23 protein-coding genes are annotated in these 25,622 nt (G+C 59.0%); 11 read left to right on the top strand and 12 right to left on the bottom strand.

Annotated elements, in window-relative coordinates:
* Positions 1 to 106 precede the first annotated feature (106 nt).
* Both KI787_07705 and KI787_07700 read left to right on the top strand, forming a co-directional pair.
* On the top strand, positions 107 to 898 hold the full coding sequence (locus KI787_07705; protein ID MBV6629835.1) for a thioesterase family protein: 792 nt from the start codon (positions 107 to 109) through the stop codon (positions 896 to 898).
* A 6-nt stretch (positions 899 to 904) separates the two neighbouring features.
* Positions 905 to 2,371: a RimK family protein gene (locus KI787_07700; protein MBV6629834.1), complete on the top strand. Its 1,467-nt coding sequence runs from the start codon at positions 905 to 907 to the stop codon at positions 2,369 to 2,371.
* A gap of 51 nt (positions 2,372 to 2,422) precedes the next feature.
* On the opposite strand, the gene KI787_07695 is transcribed toward KI787_07700, so the two are convergent.
* Genes KI787_07695 through KI787_07685 form a run of 3 tightly spaced genes read right to left on the bottom strand, consistent with a single transcriptional unit; the run spans position 2,423 to position 5,272 of the window.
* Positions 2,423 to 3,544, bottom strand: coding sequence for a GNAT family N-acetyltransferase/peptidase C39 family protein (locus KI787_07695; protein ID MBV6629833.1), 1,122 nt, complete (start codon positions 3,542 to 3,544; stop codon positions 2,423 to 2,425).
* 13 nt (positions 3,545 to 3,557) lie between these two features.
* The gene (locus tag KI787_07690; GenBank protein MBV6629832.1) at positions 3,558 to 4,067 is read right to left on the bottom strand and encodes a hypothetical protein; all 510 of its coding nucleotides are present in this window, start codon (positions 4,065 to 4,067) and stop codon (positions 3,558 to 3,560) included.
* 2 nt (positions 4,068 to 4,069) lie between these two features.
* Positions 4,070 to 5,272 (bottom strand): argininosuccinate synthase, encoded by a 1,203-nt coding sequence (locus KI787_07685; protein MBV6629831.1) that lies wholly within the window; start codon positions 5,270 to 5,272, stop codon positions 4,070 to 4,072.
* 102 nt (positions 5,273 to 5,374) lie between these two features.
* Here KI787_07685 and KI787_07680 point away from each other — a divergent pair, with 102 nt between their 5' ends.
* The 7 genes from KI787_07680 (at position 5,375) to KI787_07650 (ending at position 12,292) form a co-directional block, all read left to right on the top strand.
* A complete protein-coding gene (locus KI787_07680) occupies positions 5,375 to 6,091 on the top strand; it encodes a hypothetical protein (GenBank protein ID MBV6629830.1) in 717 nt (238 codons plus the stop codon).
* 187 nt (positions 6,092 to 6,278) lie between these two features.
* Complete coding sequence (rnt, locus tag KI787_07675; protein MBV6629829.1) at positions 6,279 to 6,902, top strand: ribonuclease T; 624 nt, start codon at positions 6,279 to 6,281, stop codon at positions 6,900 to 6,902.
* The gene (locus tag KI787_07670) at positions 6,899 to 8,047 is read left to right on the top strand and encodes a hypothetical protein (GenBank protein ID MBV6629828.1); all 1,149 of its coding nucleotides are present in this window, start codon (positions 6,899 to 6,901) and stop codon (positions 8,045 to 8,047) included. The genes rnt and KI787_07670 overlap by 4 nt, the downstream gene beginning before the upstream one ends.
* 76 nt (positions 8,048 to 8,123) lie before the next feature.
* A complete protein-coding gene (locus KI787_07665) occupies positions 8,124 to 8,873 on the top strand; it encodes a GNAT family N-acetyltransferase (protein ID MBV6629827.1) in 750 nt (249 codons plus the stop codon).
* A complete protein-coding gene (locus KI787_07660) occupies positions 8,786 to 9,607 on the top strand; it encodes a 1-acyl-sn-glycerol-3-phosphate acyltransferase (GenBank protein MBV6629826.1) in 822 nt (273 codons plus the stop codon). The genes KI787_07665 and KI787_07660 overlap by 88 nt, the downstream gene beginning before the upstream one ends.
* 19 nt (positions 9,608 to 9,626) lie before the next feature.
* Positions 9,627 to 10,973 carry a 30S ribosomal protein S12 methylthiotransferase RimO gene (rimO, locus tag KI787_07655; GenBank protein MBV6629825.1) on the top strand — a complete coding sequence of 449 codons (1,347 nt, stop codon included), beginning with the start codon at positions 9,627 to 9,629 and terminating at the stop codon, positions 10,971 to 10,973.
* 383 nt (positions 10,974 to 11,356) lie between these two features.
* Positions 11,357 to 12,292, top strand: coding sequence for a hypothetical protein (locus KI787_07650; protein MBV6629824.1), 936 nt, complete (start codon positions 11,357 to 11,359; stop codon positions 12,290 to 12,292).
* Between the two features lie 145 nt (positions 12,293 to 12,437).
* On the opposite strand, the gene KI787_07645 is transcribed toward KI787_07650, so the two are convergent.
* From KI787_07645 to KI787_07615, 7 genes are all read right to left on the bottom strand, one after another.
* Positions 12,438 to 13,046, bottom strand: a complete 609-nt coding sequence (locus KI787_07645; protein ID MBV6629823.1) for a hypothetical protein — start codon at positions 13,044 to 13,046, stop codon at positions 12,438 to 12,440.
* 29 nt (positions 13,047 to 13,075) lie between these two features.
* Positions 13,076 to 13,762 carry a glutathione S-transferase gene (locus tag KI787_07640; GenBank protein ID MBV6629822.1) on the bottom strand — a complete coding sequence of 229 codons (687 nt, stop codon included), beginning with the start codon at positions 13,760 to 13,762 and terminating at the stop codon, positions 13,076 to 13,078.
* The gene (gene ggt / locus KI787_07635; protein ID MBV6629821.1) at positions 13,744 to 15,480 is read right to left on the bottom strand and encodes a gamma-glutamyltransferase; all 1,737 of its coding nucleotides are present in this window, start codon (positions 15,478 to 15,480) and stop codon (positions 13,744 to 13,746) included. Before ggt ends, KI787_07640 begins: the two co-directional genes overlap by 19 nt.
* Positions 15,477 to 15,959, bottom strand: a complete 483-nt coding sequence (gene coaD / locus KI787_07630; GenBank protein MBV6629820.1) for a pantetheine-phosphate adenylyltransferase — start codon at positions 15,957 to 15,959, stop codon at positions 15,477 to 15,479. Before coaD ends, ggt begins: the two co-directional genes overlap by 4 nt.
* Positions 15,960 to 15,962: 3 nt before the next feature.
* Positions 15,963 to 16,559: a 16S rRNA (guanine(966)-N(2))-methyltransferase RsmD gene (gene rsmD, locus KI787_07625; GenBank protein ID MBV6629819.1), complete on the bottom strand. Its 597-nt coding sequence runs from the start codon at positions 16,557 to 16,559 to the stop codon at positions 15,963 to 15,965.
* On the bottom strand, positions 16,556 to 18,199 hold the full coding sequence (locus KI787_07620) for an acetolactate synthase large subunit (GenBank protein ID MBV6629818.1): 1,644 nt from the start codon (positions 18,197 to 18,199) through the stop codon (positions 16,556 to 16,558). The genes rsmD and KI787_07620 overlap by 4 nt, the downstream gene beginning before the upstream one ends.
* A 159-nt stretch (positions 18,200 to 18,358) precedes the next feature.
* Positions 18,359 to 19,807 carry an aldehyde dehydrogenase family protein gene (locus KI787_07615; protein ID MBV6629817.1) on the bottom strand — a complete coding sequence of 483 codons (1,449 nt, stop codon included), beginning with the start codon at positions 19,805 to 19,807 and terminating at the stop codon, positions 18,359 to 18,361.
* A 54-nt stretch (positions 19,808 to 19,861) separates the two neighbouring features.
* On the opposite strand from KI787_07615, the gene KI787_07610 reads away from it, so the two are divergent.
* Positions 19,862 to 20,857 carry a TIGR04283 family arsenosugar biosynthesis glycosyltransferase gene (locus tag KI787_07610; protein ID MBV6629816.1) on the top strand — a complete coding sequence of 332 codons (996 nt, stop codon included), beginning with the start codon at positions 19,862 to 19,864 and terminating at the stop codon, positions 20,855 to 20,857.
* Here the strand turns inward: KI787_07610 and KI787_07605 are convergent.
* Both KI787_07605 and sbcB read right to left on the bottom strand, forming a co-directional pair.
* Positions 20,841 to 22,262 (bottom strand): MFS transporter, encoded by a 1,422-nt coding sequence (locus tag KI787_07605; protein MBV6629815.1) that lies wholly within the window; start codon positions 22,260 to 22,262, stop codon positions 20,841 to 20,843. The genes KI787_07610 and KI787_07605 overlap by 17 nt on opposite strands.
* Positions 22,263 to 22,308: 46 nt before the next feature.
* On the bottom strand, positions 22,309 to 23,742 hold the full coding sequence (gene sbcB, locus KI787_07600) for an exodeoxyribonuclease I (protein ID MBV6629814.1): 1,434 nt from the start codon (positions 23,740 to 23,742) through the stop codon (positions 22,309 to 22,311).
* A gap of 63 nt (positions 23,743 to 23,805) precedes the next feature.
* Between sbcB and KI787_07595 the strand changes: the two genes are divergently transcribed.
* Complete coding sequence (locus tag KI787_07595; protein ID MBV6629813.1) at positions 23,806 to 25,608, top strand: patatin-like phospholipase family protein; 1,803 nt, start codon at positions 23,806 to 23,808, stop codon at positions 25,606 to 25,608.
* Positions 25,609 to 25,622 lie beyond the last annotated feature (14 nt).

The following is a 25,622-nucleotide window of genomic DNA, read 5'->3' as shown; positions in this document are numbered from 1 at the left end:
CACAAAACGCCAACCCCGCAGCGCCTGAGCAAAGAGGCGAACCAGCAGGCCAAGGCAGTGACTGCCTGCTACATTAGCGCGCCTGTACTTCTTTGGACTCCTTGTGATGTTGGATCTCAGCAGTATTCTGCGTAGCGCCCGTAGCCAAGACGGCCTGTGTGTTTACACCACGGACGAATCCTGGCTGCAAGGTCGGAGCCTCTTCGGCGGCTTACAGGCGGCCATTGCCGTCGACGCCATGCAGAGGCTGAGCGCAGACATGCCGCCACTACGAACCCTGCAAGCCACACTGTGCGCGCCGATTAGCGGGCCTCAAGTTCGGGTGCATGCGCGGCTGCTGCGGGCCGGCAAGAACACCGTGCAATGTGCGGCGGATTTCATGGATGGCGAAACGCTGATCGCCTCTTTCGTGGGCATATTCGGCCACGCTCGGGAATCTGCGCTCGAGCAAACAGCCCCCGCACTGACTCCTGCCGCAGAACACGGCACCACCTTCCCCTTCATTCCCAACATCACACCCGCCTTTATTCAACATTTCGAGGCTGATCTACTTGCTGGTCACTTTCCCTTTACCGGTGGTGGCGGGAGTCAGCAACAATTGCGGCTGAGCTTAAAAGACGCCCAACCCCGTGCCGGTGCGGCGCAAGTTCTGGCCTTGGCAGACTTCCCACCGCCCCTGGCTTTGAGCCATTTCCGCAAGCCCGTGCCCGGCAGCACCCTCACCTGGATGCTCAACTTGGTCCAGCCAGACCTAGCAGGGTTTGATCTGCAAAACTGGATCACGGACGTGCATTTAGAAGCGGGCGCCGATGGCTATACGCATCAATCGGTGCGCTTGTATGGGCCCGACCATAGCTTGGTGGCTTTAAGTCGCCAATGCATGGTGGTCTTCGGCTAAGCCCCGATGAGCCGCACCTTCTTGGTGGTCGATGACCCCACCCAATGGGGCCCCGATTCTGGGGGCGACAACATCATCAGCTTCGCTCAATATTTGGCCGAGCACCCCATTCGCGGCGAACGGAAAACACGCATCATTAACCTGTGTTCGTCGCTGGGTTATTTGAGCACCGGCTATTACTGCTCTTTGCTAGCAGAGGCCCGTGGTCACCGGGTTCTACCCTCGGTGAACACCTTGAACGACCTACGCTCGCCCTCGCTGACCTTGCTGCAGACGCAGCGCAGCGGACTCAAGCTGCCCAAGGGCGAGCAACCCGAGTCTGGCCAACATGGCCAGCGCATCACCATCTGTTTAGGACAAACCACAGACCCCCGCTGGAAGACCCTGAGCCGCCAGCTCTTCGAGCGTTTTCCCGCCCCTCTACTGCAAGTAGAGATGCATTACTCCACACGCTGGGATATTCGCGACATCCGTTTGCTGTCTCTGGCTGATCTGGATGCCACCGAGCAAGCCTGGGCGCGCAATTTGGTGGCAGAGTTCTCACACAGGCTATGGCGCAGTCCGCGCGCGCGAAAGCTGCAACGCTGGGATCTTGCACTGCTGGTGAACCCAGAAGAGCAATTACCACCCAGTGATGAAGCGGCGCTGAAACGCATCGAGAAAGCTGCCGAAAAAGTGGGCTTTGCAGTGGAGCGGATTCACGCCAATGACTATGCACGCGTGGGGGAGTTCGACGCTCTGTTCATTCGCGAGACGACCGCTATTGACCACCACACCTACCAATTCGCGCGCAAGGCAGAAATTGAGGGGCTGGTGGTGATGGATGACCCAACATCCATCTTGCGCTGCTGCAATAAGGTCTTCCTCCAAGACGCGTTCAGCTATAACCGCGTGCCGACCCTAGGCAGCCGCATCGTCGACCGCGTCGATCAGGCTGAGCAACTCATCCAAGAGCTGGGCTTGCCACTGGTGCTGAAGATTCCAGACGGCTCCTTCTCCCGAGGTGTCTGCAAAGTGGAAACTCGCCAGGAGTTAGAGCGCAGCCTCAAGGCCATGCTGCAGGACTCAGCCCTGGTGCTCGCGCAGGAGTATTTGTATACCGAATTCGACTGGCGCATTGGCGTTCTGAACCACCGCCCTCTCTACGCCTGCAAATATTTCATGGCGCGCAACCACTGGCAGATCTACGCCCATAGCGAGGGCGGCACCGATAGTGGCGGCTTCACCACCCTGGCCACCTTTGAAACACCGAAGGTTGTCTTGGATGCCGCCCTGCGCGCCGCCAGGATGATCGGCGACGGGCTGTACGGGATCGACATCAAACAACATGGCAGTCGTGCCTACGTGATCGAGGTGAATGACAATCCCAGCCTAGACCAGGGGATTGAAGATGCGTATTTAGGCCAGGAGCTTTACATGCAGATCATGAGTGAGTTTGCCCGGCGCCTGGAACGCCGGGGGCGCCCGTCATAAGGCTTTCTCCTGGCGCGACCCTGGTTGCAGGCTTGAGCCTTGGCTCAATACTTAGGCCTCAAGGGTGGGCGACTGCGAGGCCTGCGCATGTAGCATCACATACGCACGTAGTTTGGACCGGCCGTAACTGGCCATCGACAAAAAGTCTGACCACGCCAGCGGCACTTGCGCGGCATCAATACCGCCGGGGTCGTGCTCGTCCCCATCGGGGTCATGCACGTAAAGGCCATGCTCATCCGCATCAACCAACAATACCCAGTGCGGTGCCTTACGCCGGTCCCAGCGCCAGGTACTGATGAGTGCCAAACAGAGCCCTCCCTCACTTAAGCATTGCCTAACCTGATCCGGACTGGGCACCGCGTATTCAATACCAATCGACTGCTGCTGGGCTTGCTCCACAAACTGCTGGTGGACAATGTCCAACACCTCTTTTTTGTCTGGCTGGCGCACACCATCCACGAACAGCGCCTCGGCAGTACTCAGCCACACTTGGGCGTGTAGCCCCCGTGCATGGGCCGCAAGAGCCAGACCAATGGGGTGACAGCCTCCATGACCAGAGGTCATAAAAATGGTGGTGGCCTCCCGCCACAGTTGCAGCTCGGCGGTGCGGCTGGCCGTATACCCAGGCTGCAAGGCCGCGAGGGCCATCTGCAACGCCGCAGGGCCACAGGTAAATTCTGTGCTTTGTGCCAGCCAAGGCACTTTGATTGCCGACTCATTCGGATGTGAGCGGTGCAGCCGCTTCTGCATACGAACCGCAGCTTGGTGATCAGCGTAGTAGTCGCTCCATACATCGAATGGCTGGTAGCCATGACGGATATACAAGGCCTGAGCACTGAGATTGTTTTGGGCCACCTCCAGGCGCAAATCAACGCGGCCACGCTGACGGGCTTGGTGCTCTAGCGTTTGCAGCAGTCGGCCGGCAATACCTTGGCCCCGAGCGCGCGGGTCCACTGCTAGCGAATACAAGCGGGCCAACCGGGTGCCGCGACGCAGAAGCACCAAGCCATAGCCGAGCACACCTACATCATCCTCAGCCAGCCATAGCTCGGCATGCGCACTGCGTAGGTGATGCTTGAACTGACGCAGGCTCAGCCGGTCACTGGAAAACACGGCCTGCTCTAGCGAGGCCAAAGCGTGGGCATCCGCCAGCGTGGCCTGCCTGACGGTCACTGGCGCTGGCGTTTTAGGAGCGCCGGCGCCCAAAGTGCAGCAGGCTCCCTAGGTCCTCACGCCGCATCCAGGTGAGTACGCTGCAGGCCAGGGCGACGCCACAAGCCATGATGAATAAGGTGCCACCATCGCCGGTGCCTTCGGGGCTGCGCACGACCACGCCCAACGGGCTCAACAAATGCAGGCCCAACGCCCCCACAATCAACACCAACGCGAGCACAGCGCCTAAACCCTGCACCGCCCGCAAGCGCGGATGCATAGCGCCGATCAACAACATGAGCGCTGCGCAAAGCTCTAAGCCCGCAATGGTGGTTGCCGACAAGGCCCCACCGGTTGCGAACAAACCCTCGGCACCCCATTGCGCCGCCCAGCCGTCGAGCACGGTCTCAAAGATGTACACCGTCTCGGCCGAGCCTAGAAACTTAAAAGCCAAGCTTTGAGCCAGCACGAAAACGGTATACAGGGTCAGGGCCCAATGGAGATTGCGCGCAAGCGGATTCTCTTGCGCATCCGGGGTGGCCATAGTCAGCGTTTCGCCAGCTTCAACCGCAGCGCATTCAGCTTAATGAAGCCGTCCGCATCTTTTTGGTCATAACGGCCGCGATCATCCTCGAAGGTGGAAATGGCGGCGTCGAACATGGAATGTGTTTCGGAGCGTCGGCCCGTCACCATCACATTGCCCTTATACAGCTGCAGCCGCACCTCGCCATTCACGCAGTGCTGGGTTCGGTCGATCAGCGCCTGCAGGGCCTCGCGTTCCGGCGCGAACCAGTAGCCGTTGTACACCACCTCTGCATATTTGGGCATGAGGGAATCTTTGAGGTGGGCGGCTTCCCGATCCAAAGTAATAGACTCAATGGCCCGGTGTGCTTTGAGCAAAATGGTTCCACCTGGGGATTCGTAAGCCCCCCGCGATTTGATGCCCACGTAGCGATTTTCGACGATATCAATACGCCCCACACCATGTTTGGCACCCAGTGCGTTGAGCCGGTCCAAAATGCCAAAGGGGCTCATTGGCTCCCCATTCAAGCTCACTGCATCACCGGCAACAAAGCCCAGCGTGATGTCCTCGGGTTCATCCGGCGCCTGCTGTGGGCTCGTGGTCCAACGCCACATGTCCTCTTTCGGGGCCGTCCACGGATCTTCCAGCTCTTCCCCTTCATAAGAAATATGCAGGCAGTTCGCATCCATGGAATAAGGCGAGCTGCCATCTTTTTTCTTGGTGATAGGAATACCGTGATCTGCGGCATAGGCCAGCAAACGCTCTCGGGAGTTCAGATCCCACTCACGCCAGGGTGCGATGACCTTGATGTCAGGCATTAAACCGTAGGCGCAAAGCTCAAAGCGCACCTGATCGTTGCCTTTACCGGTGGCGCCGTGAGCAATGGCATCGGCGCCGGTCTTGCGTGCTACCTCGATCATGTTGCGCGCAATGCACGGCCGCGCGATAGAGGTCCCCAAGAGATATTCGCCTTCGTAGATGGCGTTGGCGCGAAACATCGGCCAGACGTAGTCGCGAACAAACTCTTCGCGCACATCATCGATGAAGATTTCTTTAACCCCTAGCGCCTCAGCTTTAGGGCGGACTTCTTCGACTTCTTCGCCCTGACCCAGGTCGGCCGTGTAAGTCACAACCTCACATTGATATTGATCTTGCAGCCATTTCAGAATGACCGAGGTATCCAAACCTCCGGAATAGGCAAGAACGACTTTTTTAATGGCGGACATGGGCGGGCCGTAGGGCAAATCAGCCCCGCATTATACGGCCGCTCCCTACCACCCTGGGGAGGTCTTTGGCATGATCGGGCCATTGCTTGAGGAGATTTCACAATGTCATCCAACCCCGCAGCCCATGCCGACGCGCCGCCACCATGGTCTTTGACCGGCCGGGGCTTTATTAGTCTGCTGCGCTTCCCTGAGCCCCTGAGCTTGCAGGAGGCCGGTATTCCCCCGCTCGTTCAGGCCACAGGCCAGCCCAGCCGCTACTGCTGGATGATGGCCGTGGATTACACCGATTCGGCCGTGGGGCCCTATCACGAGCTGTTGTTCATTCCAGGATCGTTGCATTTCGCGCATAGCGGCCGGCTGCTCACCATCGGCCGCATTTTCGTCTCCAGTATGGCCAGCGTGGTTAATGGGCGCGCCAACTGGGGCATCCCCAAGGATGAGGCGGAGTTTCAATTCGCCGACACTGCACCTGGACAAACGCAGATTGCGCTGCGGCAAGACGCGCAAGAACCCTTTGCTGAACTGCAGTACCAGCATCGCAGGCTAAGCCTGCCCTTTACCACGGCCATATTGCCCTCACGGCTACATACCCTAGGCCAAGAATGGGAAGGCCAAGAGTTTCGCTATACACCCACGGCGAGCGGCCAGATCAGCCCCGCCAAGCTGGTTCATGCGCGGGCCGACGGGCTGCGTTTCCCCGCCTTACAGCGCGCCACACCCCTGCTGAGCGTGGCCGTCAAGCGGTTTAGCATGACCTTCCCCGTGGCCAACATCTATCCGCTGGGCAGCAAAAACGACTCCTTATCCAGGGCGGCCTGAGTCGAAAACTTTGATCTCGATTCGGACAGGATTAGGCTGGTTCTATCCTTGCCAGAACTAGCGGCGACTGCGCTGCAGGTAGCGCTTAAGCTACCCTGCACGCTCGTCCGCTGGAATCTCATTGTTGAACAACCTGCCCGAAGAAGACACCGACATCGACGCTGGTTCGACTCAGCAAAAGGCCCTCATGGCGCGACGCTTTCGGGGCTTTCTGCCCGTGATCGTCGACGTGGAAACTGGTGGTTTTAATGCAGCCAAGGACGCATTGCTGGAGTTAGCCGCCTGCACCGTCAAGTTCAATGAGCACGGCTGGCTAGAAATCGACCAGCGCATGCACTTCCACGTGGAGCCCTTCCCAGGCGCGAATATCGAAGATGCTGCCCTAGCGATCACGGGTATTAAACCCTTCAACCCCTTGCGCGCAGCCGTTAAAGAGTGTGATGCCCTGGGCCGCACCTTTAAAGTGGTACGCCAAGCCATCCGCGACGCGGGTTGTACCCGCGCCATCTTAGTCGGCCATAACGCGCATTTTGACCAGGGCTTTCTGAATGCGGCCGTGGAGCGTTGCGGCATTAAGCGCAACCCCTTCCACCCGTTTTCGGTTTTTGACACCGCCACCTTGGGGGGCGCAGTGGTCGGCCAAACCGTATTGCGGCGCGCAGTGGAGGCCATCGGCTTACCTTGGGATGAAGCCGGCGCCCACTCCGCCAGATATGACGCTGAAGTCACCGCAGAGTTGTTTTGCCATCTGATTAACGCCGTTCAGCCCGTATGGGAAGAACAAACACAAGGACGCCAGCGCGGCACATGAAACGCTTACTAGCCGCGATCGGCGTGATTGTGGTTGTGCTCAGCGCTGGACTGGGCTTATTCCTGAAATGGAACTATGGGGGCGGCGCCGAATTTCCAGACCGCCGAACCTCGCCTCAATTAAGCGCCGACGCCGTCGAGGTTTTGGTAGAGCTGCCCTACCCTCCAGGCAATGTCGCCGCTGATAACCCAGAGCGCGTATTTTTCAGCTTCCACCCTGAGGGCCGCCCGCCAACCAACGTCGCCTTGTGGGAAGCCGGCGAATGGCGGCCCTGGCCAGGGCCGCAGTGGCAGCCGGGCGGCGAGCACCCTCAGGCTTTTCACGAAGTGCTTTCGCTGCGCTTGGATGCCCCGCGTCGGCGTCTGTGGGTTTTGGATACCGGCCGGCATGGGCTCCATGCACCGCGTGTAATGGCCTTCAATGCCGACACCGGGGTGCTAGAACAAGAGCATCACTTTGATGCTGAACTTGCCGGCCCAGGCTCGCACTTTAACGATTTCCAAATTAGTCCTGACGGGCAAACCTTGTACATAGCCGACGCCAGCTTCTTTGCTCAAACACCCGCCTTGGTCGTGTTCGAGCTCGGCACCCAACAGGCGCGGCGGCTGCTTGAGAGCCATGCCTCCACCCGTGCCGAGCGTTACGTCCCGGTCGTAGCGGGCCGGCGTATGGAGCTATTCGGGCTGGTGAGCATTCGTCCCGGCGTGGATTCCATTGCCTTGGACCCAGAGGGCACATGGCTGTACTTCGCCAGCGTCACCAGCAACTATCTCTGGCGAGTACGCACCCAAGATCTGCGGAATGTGGAGCTCACTGCAGCGCAATTGGCCGCCAAGGTTCAGCGCCTAGGGCTGAAAACCATGAGCGACGGCATCCTTTCCCCAGCCATGGGGCAGATCGTCCTTACCGACCCCGAACACCCTGCGCTCCACACCATAGGCCCCCAGCAAGCACTGCAGACGCTGGTAGAACACCCCTTGCTGCGCTGGCCAGATGGATTATCCATGGATAACCAAGGCAACCTCTACATCACAGCCTCGGGCCTGCACCTGTTTATGGGCAAAAGCAGCCGGGCGATCAGCGATCAGGCTCCCTGGCACATATTGCGGATGAGCTCTGAGAGTTTCGCCAGCGTGTCACAATAACGTCATCTGGACGTCACCTCGGTGACATGCCCGCTCACTACGGTGTGCGTAGTTCAACCTTGGGAGGTCAATATCAATGGCCCACTCTTCCGCCGCTGAGGCACTGCCGAAATTCCGAGTCAGCCTGGCGCAGACGCCCGCCGATGTCATTGAAGCGCAGCAGCTGCGTTACCGCATATTTGCCGAAGAAATGGGCGCAGATATTGACGGCGGCGAACTGGGCATTGATGCCGACAACCTAGACCGTTATTGCGATCACCTCATAGTGCGCAACGACCAAGACCGTATCGTGGCCTGTACGCGCCTGTTAACAGGTGAGCAAGCAGACATGGCCGGCGGCTTCTACTCCGAACACGAGTTCGCCATTGAAAGCATCAAGATGCTGGTGGGCGCGAAATTGGAAGTGGGTCGCACCTGTGTCGATGCTGCCTACCGCAGCGGCGCGACCATCGCCACTTTGTGGTCGGGCTTGGCCGACTATGTCGCCAAAAACAATATTGACTACTTGTTTGGCTGCGCCAGTATAGGCCTGGATAACACCGCCGAAGCCCTGGACATCCTACAAAGCATCAACGAGCGTTACCTCAGCGCCCCCGACTTGCGCGTACAATCTCGAAAAACGTATCCGCAAGCACCTCAGGCCGCTGCGACCAAGTCACGCATGCCGCCCCTGCTCAAGGCCTATGTGAGCCTGGGCGCACGCGCTTGTGGTGAGGCTTATTGGGACGAGGAATTCCATTGCGTCGACGTGTTCATGCTGCTGAACATCAAGGAACTGCATCCGCGGTATCGGCGGCGGTTCCTGGGTCCGCGCCTGGCCGGTTAAACGCCAGCGTCGCGCGTACCTGGCGTCGTAGTTGGCGCCTGATCGCCGTATTCATCGTCATACTTTATGGATTGCTGCTGGCCATTCCGGCTCGCCTCAAGCAACATCCCGAGGGCATAGCCCGGCACTGGTTTCGCTGCCTGGCACGGGCCATGGGGCTGCACATCCAAACCGGCGGCGAGGCTCTGTCGCCACCGGTGCTATTGGTTGGCAACCACATATCCTGGATCGATATTGTGGTTCTTTGCGCCAGTACCCCAGTGCTGTTTGTGTCCAAAGATGACGTCAAAGGCTGGCCCATCATTGGTTTTCTAACCAAGGCAGCAAAAACACTGTTTATTGCCCGCGGCGGCAATCACACGGCGCAACTCCGTGCAGACATGTTGCAGCGCCTGCAGCAGGGTTTTCGCATCGTGATTTTTCCGGAAGGCACGACGACCGACGGTCAAGGCCTGCGCCGTTTCCAACCCCGGCTCTTCGGCGCAGCCATTGACGGCAACATCGCCGTGCAGCCTTTCATGCTGCACTACGGCCAAAGCTGCGTGGCCTACATCGATGGCGGCCCTTCCTTATTTGGCGTGTTGTGGAACTGTTTGGCGGAACCGCGCATTACGGCTAGGCTGCATTTTGGCCCCAGGCTCACGCCACGGGAATCGCGCAAAGAATATGCCCAGCAAGCTCAGGATTGGGTTGCAAGCGCCTTAGCCAGCGCGCATGATTGCGCGCCTGATTGAGCCTCAGTCCTTGCCTGTGATGTCTGATACTGCCCTGGCCAGCGCTCCTGCTGGACGCATTGGATTTATTTCCCTGGGTTGCCCCAAAGCGCTGGTCGATTCCGAGCGCATTCTGACCCAGCTCAAGGCCGAAGGCTACGGCATTGTTCCGCAGTACAGCGAAGCAGACTTGGTTGTAGTGAATACCTGCGGGTTCATCGATGCCGCCATTGAGGAGTCCATGGATGCCATCGATGAGGCCCTGAGCGAAAACGGCAAAGTGATCGTGACCGGCTGCCTGGGTAAAAGCGATGATCGCATTCGCGCACGCTTTCCGGATGTGCTGGCCATTACCGGCCCGCAGGATTACCAAGCGGTGATGGAGGCTGTGCATGCCCAGCTACCGCCTCCGCATGACCCCTTCCAAAGCTTGGTTCCCAACCAAGGTTTAAGGCTAACCCCCCGCCACTACGCCTACCTGAAAGTTTCCGAAGGCTGCAATCACAAATGCCGCTTTTGCATTATTCCCAGCATGCGCGGCAAGCTGGCATCACGCGGCATTGATGATGTGATGAGCGAAGCCGAAAGGCTGGCTCGCGCCGGCGTCAAAGAGCTGCTGGTCATTGCCCAGGACACCAGTGCCTATGGGGTTGATATTCGCTACCGCGAAGGCGAATGGCGAGGCGAGAATTACGCCACCAATCTAGAAGACTTGGGCCGGGCTCTGGCCGAACTCGACATTTGGGTGCGTCTGCATTACGTCTACCCCTACCCGCATGTCGATCGCATCATCCCCTTGATGGCCCAGGGGCGCATCCTGCCCTACCTGGATATTCCATTGCAGCATGGCAGCCCTAGTGTATTGAAGCGCATGCGCCGCCCGGCCGCCGCCGAAAACACCCTGGAGCGCTTGCGCCGCTGGCGCGAAATCTGCCCGGAGCTGATCCTGCGCAGCACCTTCATTGTGGGCTTCCCTGGCGAAACCGAAGAAGAATTCCAGGAACTACTGGATTTTCTGGACGCAGCCCAATTGGATCGCGTGGGTTGTTTCACCTACTCCCCTGTAGACGGCGCCGCCGCCAACGAGCTGCCCGACCCAGTCGCGGCTGACTTGGCAGAAGACCGCAAAGCCCGCTTCATGGCCCATCAGGCCCGCATCAGTGCACAACGCCTACAAAACCGCATCGGCCAAATCTGCGCCATTCTTATTGACGAGGCTGGCCCCGAAGGCTGCATCGGCCGCAGCTATGCCGAAGCCCCAGAAATTGATGGCGTAGTCCACCTCCCCGCCGGCGCCGGCCGCCCTGGCCAAATGATTGAGGCAGAAATCGTCGATGCTACCGAGCACGACCTCATTGCCATGCCGTATGTTGAGGATGGTGTTTAGTCACCCCTAGCGGGAACTGGAGCAGCCTGAAAGGACGATCAGGCTCCGCTGCCGTCTGCGCTAGCGGACCGCTATGGCGGTGGCTACCTCGTGCACGGTCTGCTGCAAACACGACGCCACACTTCTCTCCGGTAGTTAGCCAAGGCTATTGGCGGTTGCAGCGTCTCACTGAGCACCACAGTCCTCAGCTTTTCCCATAGCTCCGCTAAGAGCGCTGTAGTGAAAACACCACAGGGTTGCGACAGCGCCACTACAGACATCGCCGACCTTCTCCCCCAAGCTGAAAGCGTTCATGGCTCACGCGACTTTGTCGCCTCCTTAGGCAGACAGCCCCGTGCTCGTGAGCCCATGCCAACAGCCATGTATCTACGGAAGGACACACAATGACAACGCTCATTCAGACCCTAAAGCAGTCGAAGCGCAGCAGCATGCTCAAAGCTACCAGTGCCGGCATTCTAGCCATCGCCATGGCAGTGCCAGTTGCCCATGCAGAGCTGCTGGGTTCGCTGCTGGGGGAATCGACAACCGCTAGCAGTAGCACGAACTGGGGCGACCCTGAATCCAAGGGCATTCGCCCTGGCAACAACATCACCACCAGTGGTGCATCTTGCACCACCAGCTTTATTTTTACGGATAATCAAGGGCGGTATTTTGTCAGCACCGCCGCGCACTGCATTGTTCCTGGGGAGTCCACCTCTGTGGATGGCTGCTCAGCCACCTATACTGACCTGTCTGCCACAGTCAGCCGGATGGACATTTACGACCCATCAAACTCGATTCCTGAGAGCAGTGTTGACCTGCCAGCGTATTACAGCTCCTGGCATGCCATGCAAGACTTCAACGAGAGCTCATCGGCGGCTTGTAATGGCAACGACTTCGCCCTGCTCGAAGTGCCTGCTGAGCATCTTGATCTACTCCACCCGGCCAGCCTCCATTTCCGTGCCCCTACCGGAATTCCGTCCACCGCAGAAGATTTGCAGCCTGCAGGGGCCATGATTTGGGGCTACGGAGCCAGCACCCTTAAGCTGGGCGTGTCCCCACTCCACCCTAAAGCCGGCTTTGTGCTGCAAACGGCGAATGAGGGCTGGAGCTACACGGTCTACCTCGCCACGCCCGGCATTCCTGGAGATAGCGGCGGCCACATCATCACCGACGATGGCCGTGCCCTGGGCGTCGCCAGTACGCTGGCACTTGCCCCCTTCGCCTTGTCGAATAACTACACCAACATCTCTAAGGCCATCGAATATGCGGAGCGTTACCTCGGTCATGATCTTGATATCGTGACCTGGGATGATTTCAACGCTTCGCTGCTGCCGTAAGCGGGCAGGCAGAAATAACCAAAAGCCGGTGATTGTTCACCGGCTTTTTTATTGCCTATCGCATGAGGTATCGGACTGGTTTTAGCGTCCAGACGCCCCGCAGCAAATCGAGATGCCCTGGAGTAGCGCGGCACGCGAGCAGCGCTTAGCTGTGCCGGCCATAAAAGAACAGCACTTCCGGTGTCACGCATTCCCCGTCAATCCAGGCGATATCGGGGAACGGCAACTGTTGTTCATCGCACCAGGTAAGCAGTTCAATAGCATCTGGCAGGGTGCGGCTTCCGCGATACCGAAAGCCCATAAACCGCTGTGGCACCTGCTCATTTAGCTCTTTCACACTAGCGCGTTTTACGTCGCTTCCGGGGTGGTGCTGGGCTTGCTTGTCTTCCTGAGAGCGCCACCAGGCCACCACGTCGCGCTTACGCACCTCCCAAAGCAGAGGAACGCGTTCAAACTCCGCCATTTTGGCGGGGTCAACGCGGGATTTTTCGAGCAACATGCAAAGGCCATCACGGACCTTATCTTCAAGCTTGGCAGTCATGTCTGCTAATCGCTCGACGGCCGTCCAGTTGGCATAGCCAAGCTCGCGAGCGATATCGTCCCGCACAGATTCCACAGTGCCGCCCAAGGTGCGTTGGCGAAGCTTCACCAACGACTGCATGGAACGAAGATCAGCTGGCTTCACCACCATGGACACGGTTTGCCCTGTTGCCGGCACCACGCCCCCAGCGGCGAAAAACATGGAAGAACTCATGCTTACAGACTCTTGATGCGCAACAGCGCCTAGCTCATCAGAGAGTAAGGACCCCCGCGCTCCAGTGCGCGTTGGTAAGCCGGCCGAGCCTGCATGGTTTGCAGCATTTTCGCTAAAGCTGGGTAGTTCTGCTGCATACCACTGCGGGTCGCGGCTGCTTCCAGGCCAAAACTCATCATCACATCGGCAGCGGTGAAGCTATCCCCAGCAAACCACGCATGTGCCTGCAGGTGTTGTTCCATAAACTGCAGGTTGGCATCGAGATTAGGACCCAGGTAACTCTGCTTAACCTTGGCTGATATGCCCTTAGCGATAGGCCGAATAAAAAAGGGCATAGGTGCGGTTTCAATGCGCCGAAAGATGAGGCTCATCACCAGCAAAGGCGCGAGGGTTCCTTCGGCGTAGTGCAGCCAGTAGCGGTACTGCAAATACTCCGGAGTGTCCGCCTCAGGGCGCATGGATGAGCCCCCGAAGCGATCCACCAAATACTCCACAATGGCGCCGGACTCAGCCACCACCGTGTCGCCGTCGCTAATCACCGGGGACTTGCCCAGAGGATGAATCGCCTTGAGTTCGGCTGGCGCCAAGCTGGTTTTGGGATCGCGCTCGTAACGCTTGATCTCGTACTCGCAGCCCAACTCTTCCAGCAGCCACAGCACCCGCTGCGAGCGAGAGTTCTCCAAATGGTGAACGGTTATCAAGGAATCAGCTCCAATGCTTGTTGTTCTATCGAGGGGCGGACTACAAAACTACTCGCCCTACCCACACCCCGGGGATCGGCCGCAGCATCTACCTTGGCCTTGTCCTGGTCCCAGACCACAACCTGCATATTGCCATACTGGCGACTGAGTTCTTTGATTGGGTGGCCGCGCAGTTGCAGCAACTCTTTGGCCTCGTCGTCAAAACCACCCTGCTCCAGCTGCACCACGTCGGGTAAATACTGGTGATGAAAACGCGGCGCTGCGACCACTTCAGACGCGCTGCGCCCCTCCATTAAGTCCAATAGCCCCAGCAACACCATGGTGATGATGCGGCTACCGCCTGGCGTTCCCAGAATGGCCACACGCTCCGCCCCCTCCAAGAAGGTCGGCGTCATCGACGACAGCATGCGCTTGCCGGGCTCCACCAAATTCGCTTCACCACCGACCAAGCCATAACCGTTAGGCACACCAGGGGCAATGACAAAATCATCCATCTCGTTGTTCAGCAACACACCGCTGCGGCCCGCAACGAATGCCGCCCCCAAACCAAAGTTGATAGACAAGGTCGCAGATACGCGGTTGCCCTGCCCATCAAGAATGGAAAAATGCGTGGTGTTCATGCCCATGCCTACCGAGGCAATGGGCTCGGGTGAAAGCTCAGCGCTGGGGGTGGCATGGCGCGGCGAATAGGACTCTAACCACTGCTGTGCATGTTCTCTGGCCAACAAACGCCGGCTGGGGACCGGAACATAGTCGGCATCGCCCATATAGCGCGCCCGATCAAAATAGGCTCGGCGCATGGCTTCGATGAGCATGTGACGGCGCAGCCCGATGTCTTCCACCGTGGTGAAACCCATCAGATCAAGCATCTGGAAGATTTCGCCAAGCACCAGGCCGCCAGAGGATGGAGGAGGGGCGGTCACAATTTGCCAGTCACCAAAACCCAGCACCAAGGGCCTGCGCATCTTCACCGCATAATCGCGCAAATCTTCCGCGGTCCACACACCACCGGCGTTGCGAACGCTGCGCAGCATTTCATCAGCCACACTGCCCGAGTAAAACCCGGCACGGCCAAAGGTAGCCAACTTTTGCAAAGTGCGTGCAAGATCCGGCTGCTTTAAGGTTGTGCCGGCTGCCAAGGCCTGGCCTTGCTCATCTAAAAACACGGCAGCGCTATGGGCATAGCTCGCTAAATCGGCCTCTCGATAAGCCATGGTGCGTGCTAATTTGGCATCAATCTCGAAGCCCTCTTGAGCCACGCGAATAGCCGGCTCCAATAGCTGCTTCAGCGGCATGGAACCAAACTCCTGCGCCAACTGAACCAAACCTGCTGGCAAGCCAGGAATTCCCGCTGCGAGCGGACCGCGACGTAGAAGCTCACGCTGTGGTCGGCCTTCTTCGTCCAAGTACATGGCGGCACGAATGGCTGCCGGCGCCGTTTCCCGAGCATCCAGAAAGTGCTTTCGCCCATCCTCCGCGCTATGCAACAAGAAAAATCCACCGCCACCCAGGCCCGAACCTGAGGGCTCAGCCACGGCCAACATCGCCGCCACGGCCACCGCTGCATCAAAGGCATTGCCGCCAGCCTGCAATATGTTCTCGCCAGCCTGCGTAGCCAGAGGGTGCGCTGATGCCACAGCCGCCTGGGGAGGCTGTAGACCCGCGTGCAGCGAAGTGCTCAGCCAGACTAGAGCCAGGAGGCCGGCTTGGGATAGGCGCTTAACGCTCCTCAAGACTGACCCTCGCGCTGCTGGTTCACCTTTTCCAACACAGGCTGCGGCACCAAACCCGAAATATCCCCACCGAGGCTGGCAATTTCGCGAACCAGGGTGGAAGAAATATGCGCGTATTGCGCCGTCGGCGGCAGGATCACCGTCTCCAGCTCGGCATCCAGGTGCTTGATCATGCGCGCCATTTGCGACTCGTAATCAAAGTCCGTGACGTTACGCACCCCGCGCACCAGCACCTCAATATTGTTTTCGCGCGCGAAATTCACCATCAGACCCTGGAAGCCCTGCACTTTGACGTTGGGCAGGTCAGCCAATGAGGCCTCCGCCATAGCCACTCGCGTGGGCAAATCAAACAATGGTTTCTTCGCCGATGACACCGCAATAGCCACGATCACGGTATCGAACATGCGACTGGCGCGCGCAATCATATCCGCGTGGCCGAGGGTAATAGGGTCAAAGGTGCCTGTATAAGCGGCAATCATCCGTCAATCTCCTGGCGGGAGTTGCAGCAGGCAACCCAGACTCTCACCAGCCCGACTCTCCCGCAGCACATCCCAGTCTTGCAACCAGGGCGCACTGTAGCCGGATGGGCGCTCCAGGTACACCCAAGCGCCCGGATTAAGACGGGAACGCAGGGTCTGCAAACTATCCTCCCAAAGGTCTTGGTCGAATGGCGGATCGATGAATACTCCGTCGAAGCTTTGCGGGGTAGAGCCCAGCCAGTCCAGGGCTGAGGCCCCAATCACCTGGCTGACCTGATGGGCGCCCAGCAGATCAATACTCTCTTCCAAAGCCCGCAGGGCCACCGGTTGACGCTCGACGAAAGTGCAATGCGCTGCGCCGCGCGAAAGGGCCTCCAAACCTAGCGCGCCGCTGCCGGCATATAGGTCTAAGCAATGGGTTTGGTAGATTCGCGTCTGCAGCCAGTTGAACAGCGTCTCGCGGAGCCGATTCGATGTGGGTCGCAAACCTGTTGCGGTGACCACGGGCAGTTTACGTCCACGCCACTGACCACCAATGATGCGCAGCTGCTGCGGAGCACCCGCCAGGCGCCGCTGAGGCTTGGCGCTGTGGCGACTCATAAACTGGTGGGTATTTGCCCCAAGCGCTCGGTGAGCTTGCGGTTCTCGGCGTAATCTACGGGAACACTGATGAGTGCCGGCCCCTGCTGCGCGAAGGCTTCTTCTAGCGCCGCCGGAAGGTCGGCTGCCTCTTGCAAATGCCGCCCCCACATCCCGAATGCCTGAGCGAGTTGCTCGAAGTCGGGATTACCGAAATCTAGATTGGAATGGCGCCCAGCAAACTCATTTTGTTGCTTCCACTTAATCAAACCGTAGCTGCCGTCCACCCACACCACGTACACCACATTAAGTTGCAGGCGCACCGCGGTTTCCAAATCTTGAACATTCATCAGGAAACCAGCGTCGCCACAGATGGCCAACACGCGCTGTTCTGGCCTGGCGAATTTCGCCCCAATGGCCCCAGGCAGGGCAAAGCCCATGGAACAAAAGCCATTAGAAATTAAACAGGTATTCGGGACATCGCACTGGTAGTAGCGCGACACCCACATCTTATGCGCCCCCACATCAGCGAGCAGGATATCCTCGGGGCCTAGAAACTCGCGCACGTCCCACAGAATCTTTTGCGGCTTCATCGGCATCTGCAAACAGTCTTTTTCCAGGGCAAAGTCTTCCAAGATCGTTTGCCGAAGCTCCTGCCAGCCACCAATATCCTTCAACGGCAGGCGAGGTTGATGCTGCTGCGCCAAGGCTTCGTTGATTTGCCACAAGGCGTCAGCAATATCCGCAGCCACATCCACCGCCACGGTGTAATGGGTGTCGACTTCGGCGGGAGTGAAGTCAATATGAATGATGGCCTTATCCAGAGACTCATTCCAAAAGTGTGGGCTGTATTCCACAAGGTCATAGCCCACACAGATCACCACATCGGCAGCATGCATCAACTGGTTGACATGGTCGCGCCCCTGCAAGCCCATGGTGAACAAGCAATGCGGGTCTGAGCGCGGAATCGCCCCTTTGCCCATGAATGTATTGATCACTGGGATGCCCGTCTGCTGAGCAAAGCGAGTGAGCTGCGCGGCAGCGCGCTTGCGCACGGCGCCGTTGCCGGCCAGGATCACCGGCTGCTCGGCGCGTAGTAATAGGTCCACCACAGCCGCCACCGCTTTATGGTCGGCGGCCGGGCGTCGGGTTTTGTACACATGCATGGGGCGCCCAAGCATCTGCGCACTGGCGATATCTTCCGGCAGCTCCACCACGCTCACACCAGGCTTCTCGGCCTCAGCTAACTTGAAGGCCTTGCGCACCACTTCCGGAATGACCTCTGGGTCGGGAATGGAGCGCGCCCATTTGCTCACCGGCTGCAACATGGCGATGGCGTCCATGTTTTGGTGACTCTCCTTATGCAGCCGTTTAATGGAACCCTGCCCAATAATGGCGACGGTAGGTGCGCGGTCCATATTGGCATCGGCGAGACCAGTGACCAAATTGGTCGCTCCGGGACCCAAGGTGGACAAACACACTCCCGCTTTTCCCGTGAGGCGCCCATACACATCACAGATAAAGGCTGCGGCCTGCTCATGCCTGCAGAGCACGAACTCAATGGATGAGTCCATTAAGCTCAACATCAGGTCGGCATTCTCTTCGCCAGGCACCCCAAAAATGTGGGTGACTCCCTCGTCTTCCAGGCAACGCACGAACAAATCGGAGGCTTTGCAGCGCTCTAGTGCGCATTGATCAGCCTGGGGTTGTAACTTACTCACCGCGCACTCCACTCAACATGGCCAGACCGCCCTCGCGGCCACACTCCTACGCCAATGGCAGCCCCCGCCGAGGCCTGCACAAGGCTACATTTCATCTTGCTAGCGTAGCGCAGCAGATTGAATCACAACCATCTTTTGCACCTGCATTTCGGCCATGGAGTACGGAATACCGCCAAGGCCATAGCCAGATTGCTGCTGCCCCCCAAAGGGCATCCAGTCCACACGGAATGCGGTGTGATCGTTCACCATCACCGCCTGTGCCTTGAGGCTGCGCGCCAAATGCAGGGCCGCATCCACATCCTGGGTACAGACGGCCGCCTGAAAGCTCACCGGCAATTGATTCGCACGGCTGAGGGCTTCGGCATCATCATCTACCGGGTATACACACACCACCGGGCCGAAGACTTCATCGGTCGATACGCGCACCTGATCCGGCGGATTCAACAGCACCGTGGGAGAGTAGCCAGCATAGCCCTGAGCTTGTCCGCCGCATAACAACTGGGCTCCGGCAGCCACAGCCTCGCTCACCCATTCGGCCACGCGATCACGCTCTTCAACGGCAATCAACGGCCCAACCTCGGTGTCGTGCTCGATGGGATCGCCCAGCTTGAGTGCCTGTGCAGCCTGCACCAAGCGCTGAGTCAGTTCTTCAGCGCGAGAACGGGCGACAAAAATGCGTTGCACGGACACGCAGACCTGGCCAGCGTGATAAAAGCTGCCCTTGACCAATCCAGGCAGCACTTTGTCTAAGTCGGCATCCTCACGAACAATCACCGGGGCGACGCCGCCATGTTCGAGTGCGCTACGCACACCCGGGGCTAACTGCTTTTGTAGTTTAAAGCCGACTTTCGCGCTGCCGATAAAGCTAAAAAAGCCCAAACGCGCATCCTCAATCACATCAGCAAATGCCGCGTTACTGTCTGGGAGCAGCGGGGTCACCCAGCCATCCGGAGCACCAGCCTCAGCCAGCAGGGCGCACAACCGCCAACACGACAATGGAGTGCTACGCGCCGGCTTCACAATCACCGGAGCGCCAACGGCGAAGGCCGGCAGCACTTGGTGAGCAATGAGATTGAGGGGATGATTGAAGGCCGACACCGCCAACACCGGCCCGATCGGCTCGGGCAGCGTCAGCGCTAGACGCCCAGCGCTGCTGGGCGACACGTTCATAGGCACCATGTCACCCGCTTGGCTGCGCAGCGTTTCGGTACAAATCCGAGCGCAATCAATGGCCCGCTGCACCTCCACCTGCGAGTCCGTCAGAGGCTTACCCCCTTCCCGTGCAGCCTCTACGGCCAACTCATCCGCCTGTGCTTGCATGAGCTGACCCAGGCGATCGAGTATCTGGATGCGCTCAGGCGTTGGCAGCCAAGCCTCGCGGTCCGTAAAGAGCGCCGCCGCCCTATCCATAGCCTGGGCTAAAGCTTGAGGCGTACTGGTTTCCACAGCCGCAATAACTTGCCCGTCAAAGGGGGCCTTCACCTCTACCTTGCCAGCGGGCTCACTCAAACCAGGAGCTTGAGTCCAAACAGCGGGCCGTAAATTCATGGCTTCGGGCATCCTTGTTAGCTGAAACCTGACACTAAAGAGCCCATGGTAGGCATGCAAGCGCTGGAGGTGATTATTCCAGCCCGCAACGAGGCCCAGGCACTGCCAAACCTCCTGGCCGATCTTCGCGAGCAACGCGATGTGGCCTTGCGAATCTGGGTGGTTGATGGCCAATCCGAGGACAACACCTCCAAGATCGCCCTAGCGCACGGCGCTGAAGTGCTACATAGTGCTCCAGGCCGCGGGCGCCAGCTCAACCGGGGCTGGCGCGCAGCCGCAGGCGCGGCCCTACTGTTTCTGCACGCAGACAGTCGTCTCCCTCAGCCGCAGCTGTTAGCGCAGGCGCTCAGGGCTTGGCAGCAAGCACCAGCCCGTACCGCAGCGCACTTTCAGCTGCGTTTTGTGGATCAACCTCCTGGGTATGAGTGGTTCTTCGCCCGCCTGGAGTCCAAGTCTGGGCTCAACCTGCCGCAAACATTCAATGGAGATCAGGGCTTGCTCATTCGCCGCGACTGGCTGCAACAGCTGGGCGGCTTTGACCAGACACTGCCATTCCTAGAAGACCAAGCCATTGGCGAGGCCATTCGGGCGCAAGGCCAATGGATGACCCTCCCTGGCCAACTCCATACCTCCGCCCGGCGTTTTGTGACCGAGGGCACCGCCGAACGCTACCTGGGCATGCTCATCATCATGTGTGCCCGCCAAGCAGGCTGTACGGATTTTCTGCGCGCTGCGCCGCAGCTCTACCGGCCGCAATCTCAGATCAACAACCGCTTGGATCTGCTCCCTCTACTCAGCGCTGGATTGCAGGCGGCAAAAACACAGCCCGCGTTTTGGGAGCATATGGCGGACTATGCTTGGGACAACATGTGGCAACTTGCCCACAGTCTTGAGCTACTCAGCGGGGGGCGCGTGCCGCTTTTGCCCGCATTTTTGCGCTGGCAGTCGCGCAGTGAACGAGTACAGCGCCTCACCCGTCCGTTGCTAGCGCGCAGCCTGCGCCAAATTTTTGCGCAATGGCTGCCATGGCTACTCAAGCAGCGCGGCTGAAGTCGGCGCGGCGCAAGGGATAACGCGCCAAAAACACCACCGAGAGAGTGAACAGCAGAGCTATCCCGCCAGCGAGCGCCAAGGCCAGAGCGTTGGCGTTGGTAGCGGGCATGGCCTGCTCTACAGCCCCACCAGCGGCGATCGCCGTCGTGGGGTCTGCGCCAATGAGGGCCAGAACCAAGCCGGCCAACAAAGCCCCCAGGCCTGAGGTTGCCTTAATCACAAAAGCCATCACTGCGGCAAACACACCTTCATGCCGCTGGCCATGTTGGCGCTCACTCCAGTCGGCCAAATCCGCGAGCATAGAAGCCACCAAAATCGAGATACTGATGAGGGCCGTGAACAGGATCAGGGTATGCATGAATAACAAGGCAAAGGCCTCCCGGCTGCCTTGAGCGGGAAACCAGCCGAGCAGCTTGAGCCCAACGGCCAAAGGGCCAAAGAGCAAGGCAAACTGACTTAAGCGCAAAGCTAATTGACGCTTATCGGTCGCCGCCGACAGTCCTGGCGCAGCCGCAGCGGCGATGATCACTGCAATGACCATGGATATGGTTAAGCCGCCTAAGGCCTGACTACTCAGCCCCCAAAACCAGGTATTCACATACAAACTCGTGGCATTGATGTAGCCCCAGGCGGCAGCGCTGCATAGCGCCGACCACAGCAGCGGACGAAAAGCCTGCAGGGCCAGCACAGCGCGCACATCCCTCCACAGCAGGGACCATTGCAAAGTGGAGCTGCGCGGTGCCGCTCGTTGTTGCCAACTCCGATAGGTTCCCACGGTGCTAATCACAATGCCACACACCGCTACGGCTGCGGCAAAGCCCACGAAGGGTGGCCAAGCCTGTGGATCCAAGCGCCCATCCGGCATACCTGGCGGTGTTTGGAAATACACCACATAACCGACGATCGCGACTCCCAGCCCGGCTAACCAGCCAAATAAGAATCGCAGCCCCACCACTTCGGTGCGCTCGTCATAGCCCTGACAAAGCTCCGGCAGCATGGCATTACCAGGTACCGCAAACAGCGTCATCCCCTGGCGCGCGAGTATAGAAAAGCCCAATAGCCAGAGAAAAATCCCAAGCTGATTGAGTCCCTGGGGGACCTGAACTAAGGCATATAGCGCCACGACAACCGGCAGCACACTCAGCGCCATGAATGGATGGCGCCGCCCCCAACGACTATTCCAGCGATCGGACAAGGCCCCCATCAAAGGATCGCTGACCGCATCCAGACACAAGGCTAGAAATAGCGCCAAGCCAGCCAAGGCGGGATCCAGACCCACAACACCGTGGTAGTAGAACAAGAGGAAAACGCTAAATAAGGTGTCTTTAGCACCCTCGGCCATAGCGCCCAAACCGTAGGCAACCCGCACAGGCACCGCGAGTGGACTCAGTAAAGGCTGCACGTCTCTCTCCTCTGCAGATTAAATGGTTTAGCGCAGCAACCAGACTTTAGAGCAGCCCTACGCTGCGCGCCGTGTCCTGACCCCAGCGCCATAATTCGCCCAATACCCGTTTGTCCTCCCCTTGGGCTTGTTGGCCCATGACCTGCACCTGGGTCATGAAGTCTTCCAAGCTCAGACCCCCGTGCGGCGCAAATTCGACTTGCTGGCGGGAGAGTCGCTGCCATTCTTCTTGTTCAGCGGCGCTCAGGGTCTCGGCGGCATGTCGCGCCCTAAAGCGAAACAGCAGCTCTTCTAAGCGCGCATCTTGAAAACGACCCGAGAAACTGGCGAGGTCCTCTAAGGGCGTAGCTACAATTTCGTCACTCAGACGGCGGTCCGCTTCAGGAACAAAGCCGTCATAGAGTCGAGCTTCCACGTCGCGGTCAGCATAGTCGGGACGAATAGCTTCGATGGCGCGCACTTTGGCCACAATAATGTCCCAATGGTCGCGGATAGCATCTGCCTTGGCTAAGCAGGCATCCACATCTAAGGCCGCCTGCTGAGCGCTGTGCGCGTCAATCGTCGCCGGGTCCGCCAAAAACGGAGCCCGATTCACCGTCACCCCCTTGAACAAGGGACGCTCCAAGCCCTCTGGCAAGTCCTCGCTACGGCTATAGATCGCTTCTGCCAGCTCTTCAGCCGACCACTCCAGCCATGGCGTTAAAGGACCGCGCAGATCCAAACCCTGCCATTGGTTGGCATTGGTCGCACTGGCCACCACAGGCAGCCACAGAGTCAGGCAGCGATGACGGGCGGGAATTTTGCCGCTGACATGGGCCAAAGGCTGTCCGGGCTCCAGCAAATCCAAGACCTGGCGCTTATTGCGCAAGCTCAAGGCATATTGCGTGAGCTTAGGCTGGGCCTGCTGTAGCAGCTGCGCCAAGGCCAAAGTCGCGGTCACATCCCCAAGGGCATCATGGGCCTTGGGCTGGGGAAGTTGGTTCGCGCGTGCTAAATCCTCCAGCTTCAGGCTGGGCTCGCCATCGGGCTTGGAAGGCCATTGCAGGCCCTGCGGACGCAAAGCAAAGGCGGCACGAACCAAGGTGAGCAAATCCCAGCGGCTGTTCCCATCCCGCCAATGCCAAGCATAAGGGTCCTGAAAATTGCGCCAGCACAAATGCTGCACAAAGGGATCGTCGAACTGGCTAGAGTTGTAGCCCACCACGCAGGTGTTGGGTCCTGCCAGGGCCGCCAATAAAGCCTCACAGAAGCGCCACTCAGGCAAGCCTCTGGCCTGGGCAATTTGCGGTGTGATTCCGGTCACCACACAAGCGCCGGGCTCAGGCAGCGGCCACAGTGAAGGTTGGCAGTACTCCACCTCGGGTTCAGCAGTGGGTTCAAACTGCGCATTGGTTCGCTGTACAGCGAACTGAGCAATACGGTCCCGACCCGGTGTGGTCCCAAAGGTTTCTAAATCGTAAAAACAAAATGCGGCGGTCATTCAGAAGCCTTCGCAACATGGCAGACTGAAGCGGCATCTTAAAGGTGACTGCTGTACCCGGCCATGGACATACATTCCATCCTCGCCCGATCCCGACTATTTCGGGAGATCCACGCTGAGCCCCTAGCGGCCATCGCCGGAGCCGCAAGGCTGATAGAGCTGCCGGGTGGCAGCCAGCTGATGGAAGAAGGTGAACCGGCCGATCACTTGTATGTGGTGGTGAGCGGGCGCCTGCGCTCTTCTTCAAGCAGCGGCCTCATCCACAGAGAGTTCGGCGCTGACGAGTCCATTGGCGATGTGAGCGTGGTTGCCAATCAACCGCGGATGTATACCGTGCATGCGGTGCGCGATAGCGTGCTGCTGGAGCTCCCCGGGCTCAAATTACTCACGGCGCTACAAATGTACCCAGGCGCCCTCTACCTCACATTACGTCGCGTGGTGCGTCGCCAGCAGCAACTGCATCGGCGTCACCATGGTCCTGAGAGTAGCCCGCTCAAAACCATGAGCTTGATGGAGCTGTGGCCAGGGTCCGGCGCCAAGGAATTTGAACGTCGCCTGCTCGAGAGTCTGCGCCGGGAACAAGAGGTGTGCGTCATCGATGCAGCCACCGTTGACGCCGCATTGGGCCCCGGCACCTCAGAAACGCCCTTTGCGGACAGCGCCGAGAATCGGCGCCTGGTGCGCTGGCTGGGGGAACAGGAACGTGCCCACGATATGCTTTTATTCGTGGTGAAACCGCACGCTGCACACCCAGAATGGCAGCGGCGCTGCCTGCGCCAGGCCGACGCTCTATTGCTTGCCGGCGAAGCCCATCAGCCGCGTGTTCGCGACGAGGTCCTGGCCTTACTGGCCGACGCGCCACACCTGTCCACCCGTGAGGTCATTCTCCGACGCAATGGCAATGCGCTGGGTGAGGTGCAGGGTTTAAAGCAGCAACTTCAAGCCCGTGACCACCATTATTGGTGCTCCGGAGACCAAGACACCGTCGACGCCATTGCCCGCCAGCTCATTGGTCGTGCTATCGGCGTGGTGCTGGGTGGCGGTGGCGCGCGGGGCTTCGCGCATATCGGTTTGGCGCGCGCCCTGAGCGAGTTGAATATTCCGGTGGATCTATTTGGCGGCTCCAGTATGGGAGCCTTTATTGCAGCGCTGTGGGCACAGGGCATTACGCCGCGAGAAATGGTCGGCATCTGCCGCGACAATTTCGTGCAGCGCAACTTGATGAACGACTTTGTGCTTCCGCGCGTCTCCCTCATTCGCGGCCAGCGTTTTTACAAAGCCCTACGCGAACTTTTTGGTGACACCTTGATTGAGAGTCTGTGGCACCCCTACTACTGCCTCAGTACCAATCTCACCCAAGGCCATGCCCATGCGCACCGCGAGGGCAGCTTAGCCACCTGGTGTGCGGCCAGCATGTGTATCCCTGGGGTTGCTCCTCCCATCGGCTGGAAGGGCAACTTGCATGCCGATGGGGGCATCGTCAACAACCTGCCCACGGATGTGATGCATGACTGGGGACGAGGCCCCGTGCTGGCCAGCAATGTAGGGACTGAAGGCACTGTGCATTGCCGCGGCGTAGAAGGCCCTGCGGTCGACGTTTTGCACCAATGGGACCTGGAGCAAAAGCGCCCTTCCCTGTTTGAGATTTTGACCCGTACAGCCACCTTGACCAGTGAGTCTGGTCTGGCACAACGACGCGAAATGGCCGATGTGTTCATTCAGATGCCCGTCCCCAAGGTGGGGATGTTTGACTGGGAGCACATCGATGATTTGGTTCGCGTGGGCTACGACCATGCTATGTCGGTGTTGTTGGAGAGCCGAGCCTTATTGCAATCGCCCCAAGCGCGCGGCTTAGCCAAAACCTGACCCGGCGCTCCATA

This window comes from Oceanococcus sp. HetDA_MAG_MS8 (genome assembly GCA_019192445.1).
Taxonomy (GTDB): Bacteria; Pseudomonadota; Gammaproteobacteria; order Nevskiales; family Oceanococcaceae; genus MS8.
Note: the sequence above shows the minus strand (reverse complement) of the source record. Positions and strands in the feature narration are given on the sequence as shown.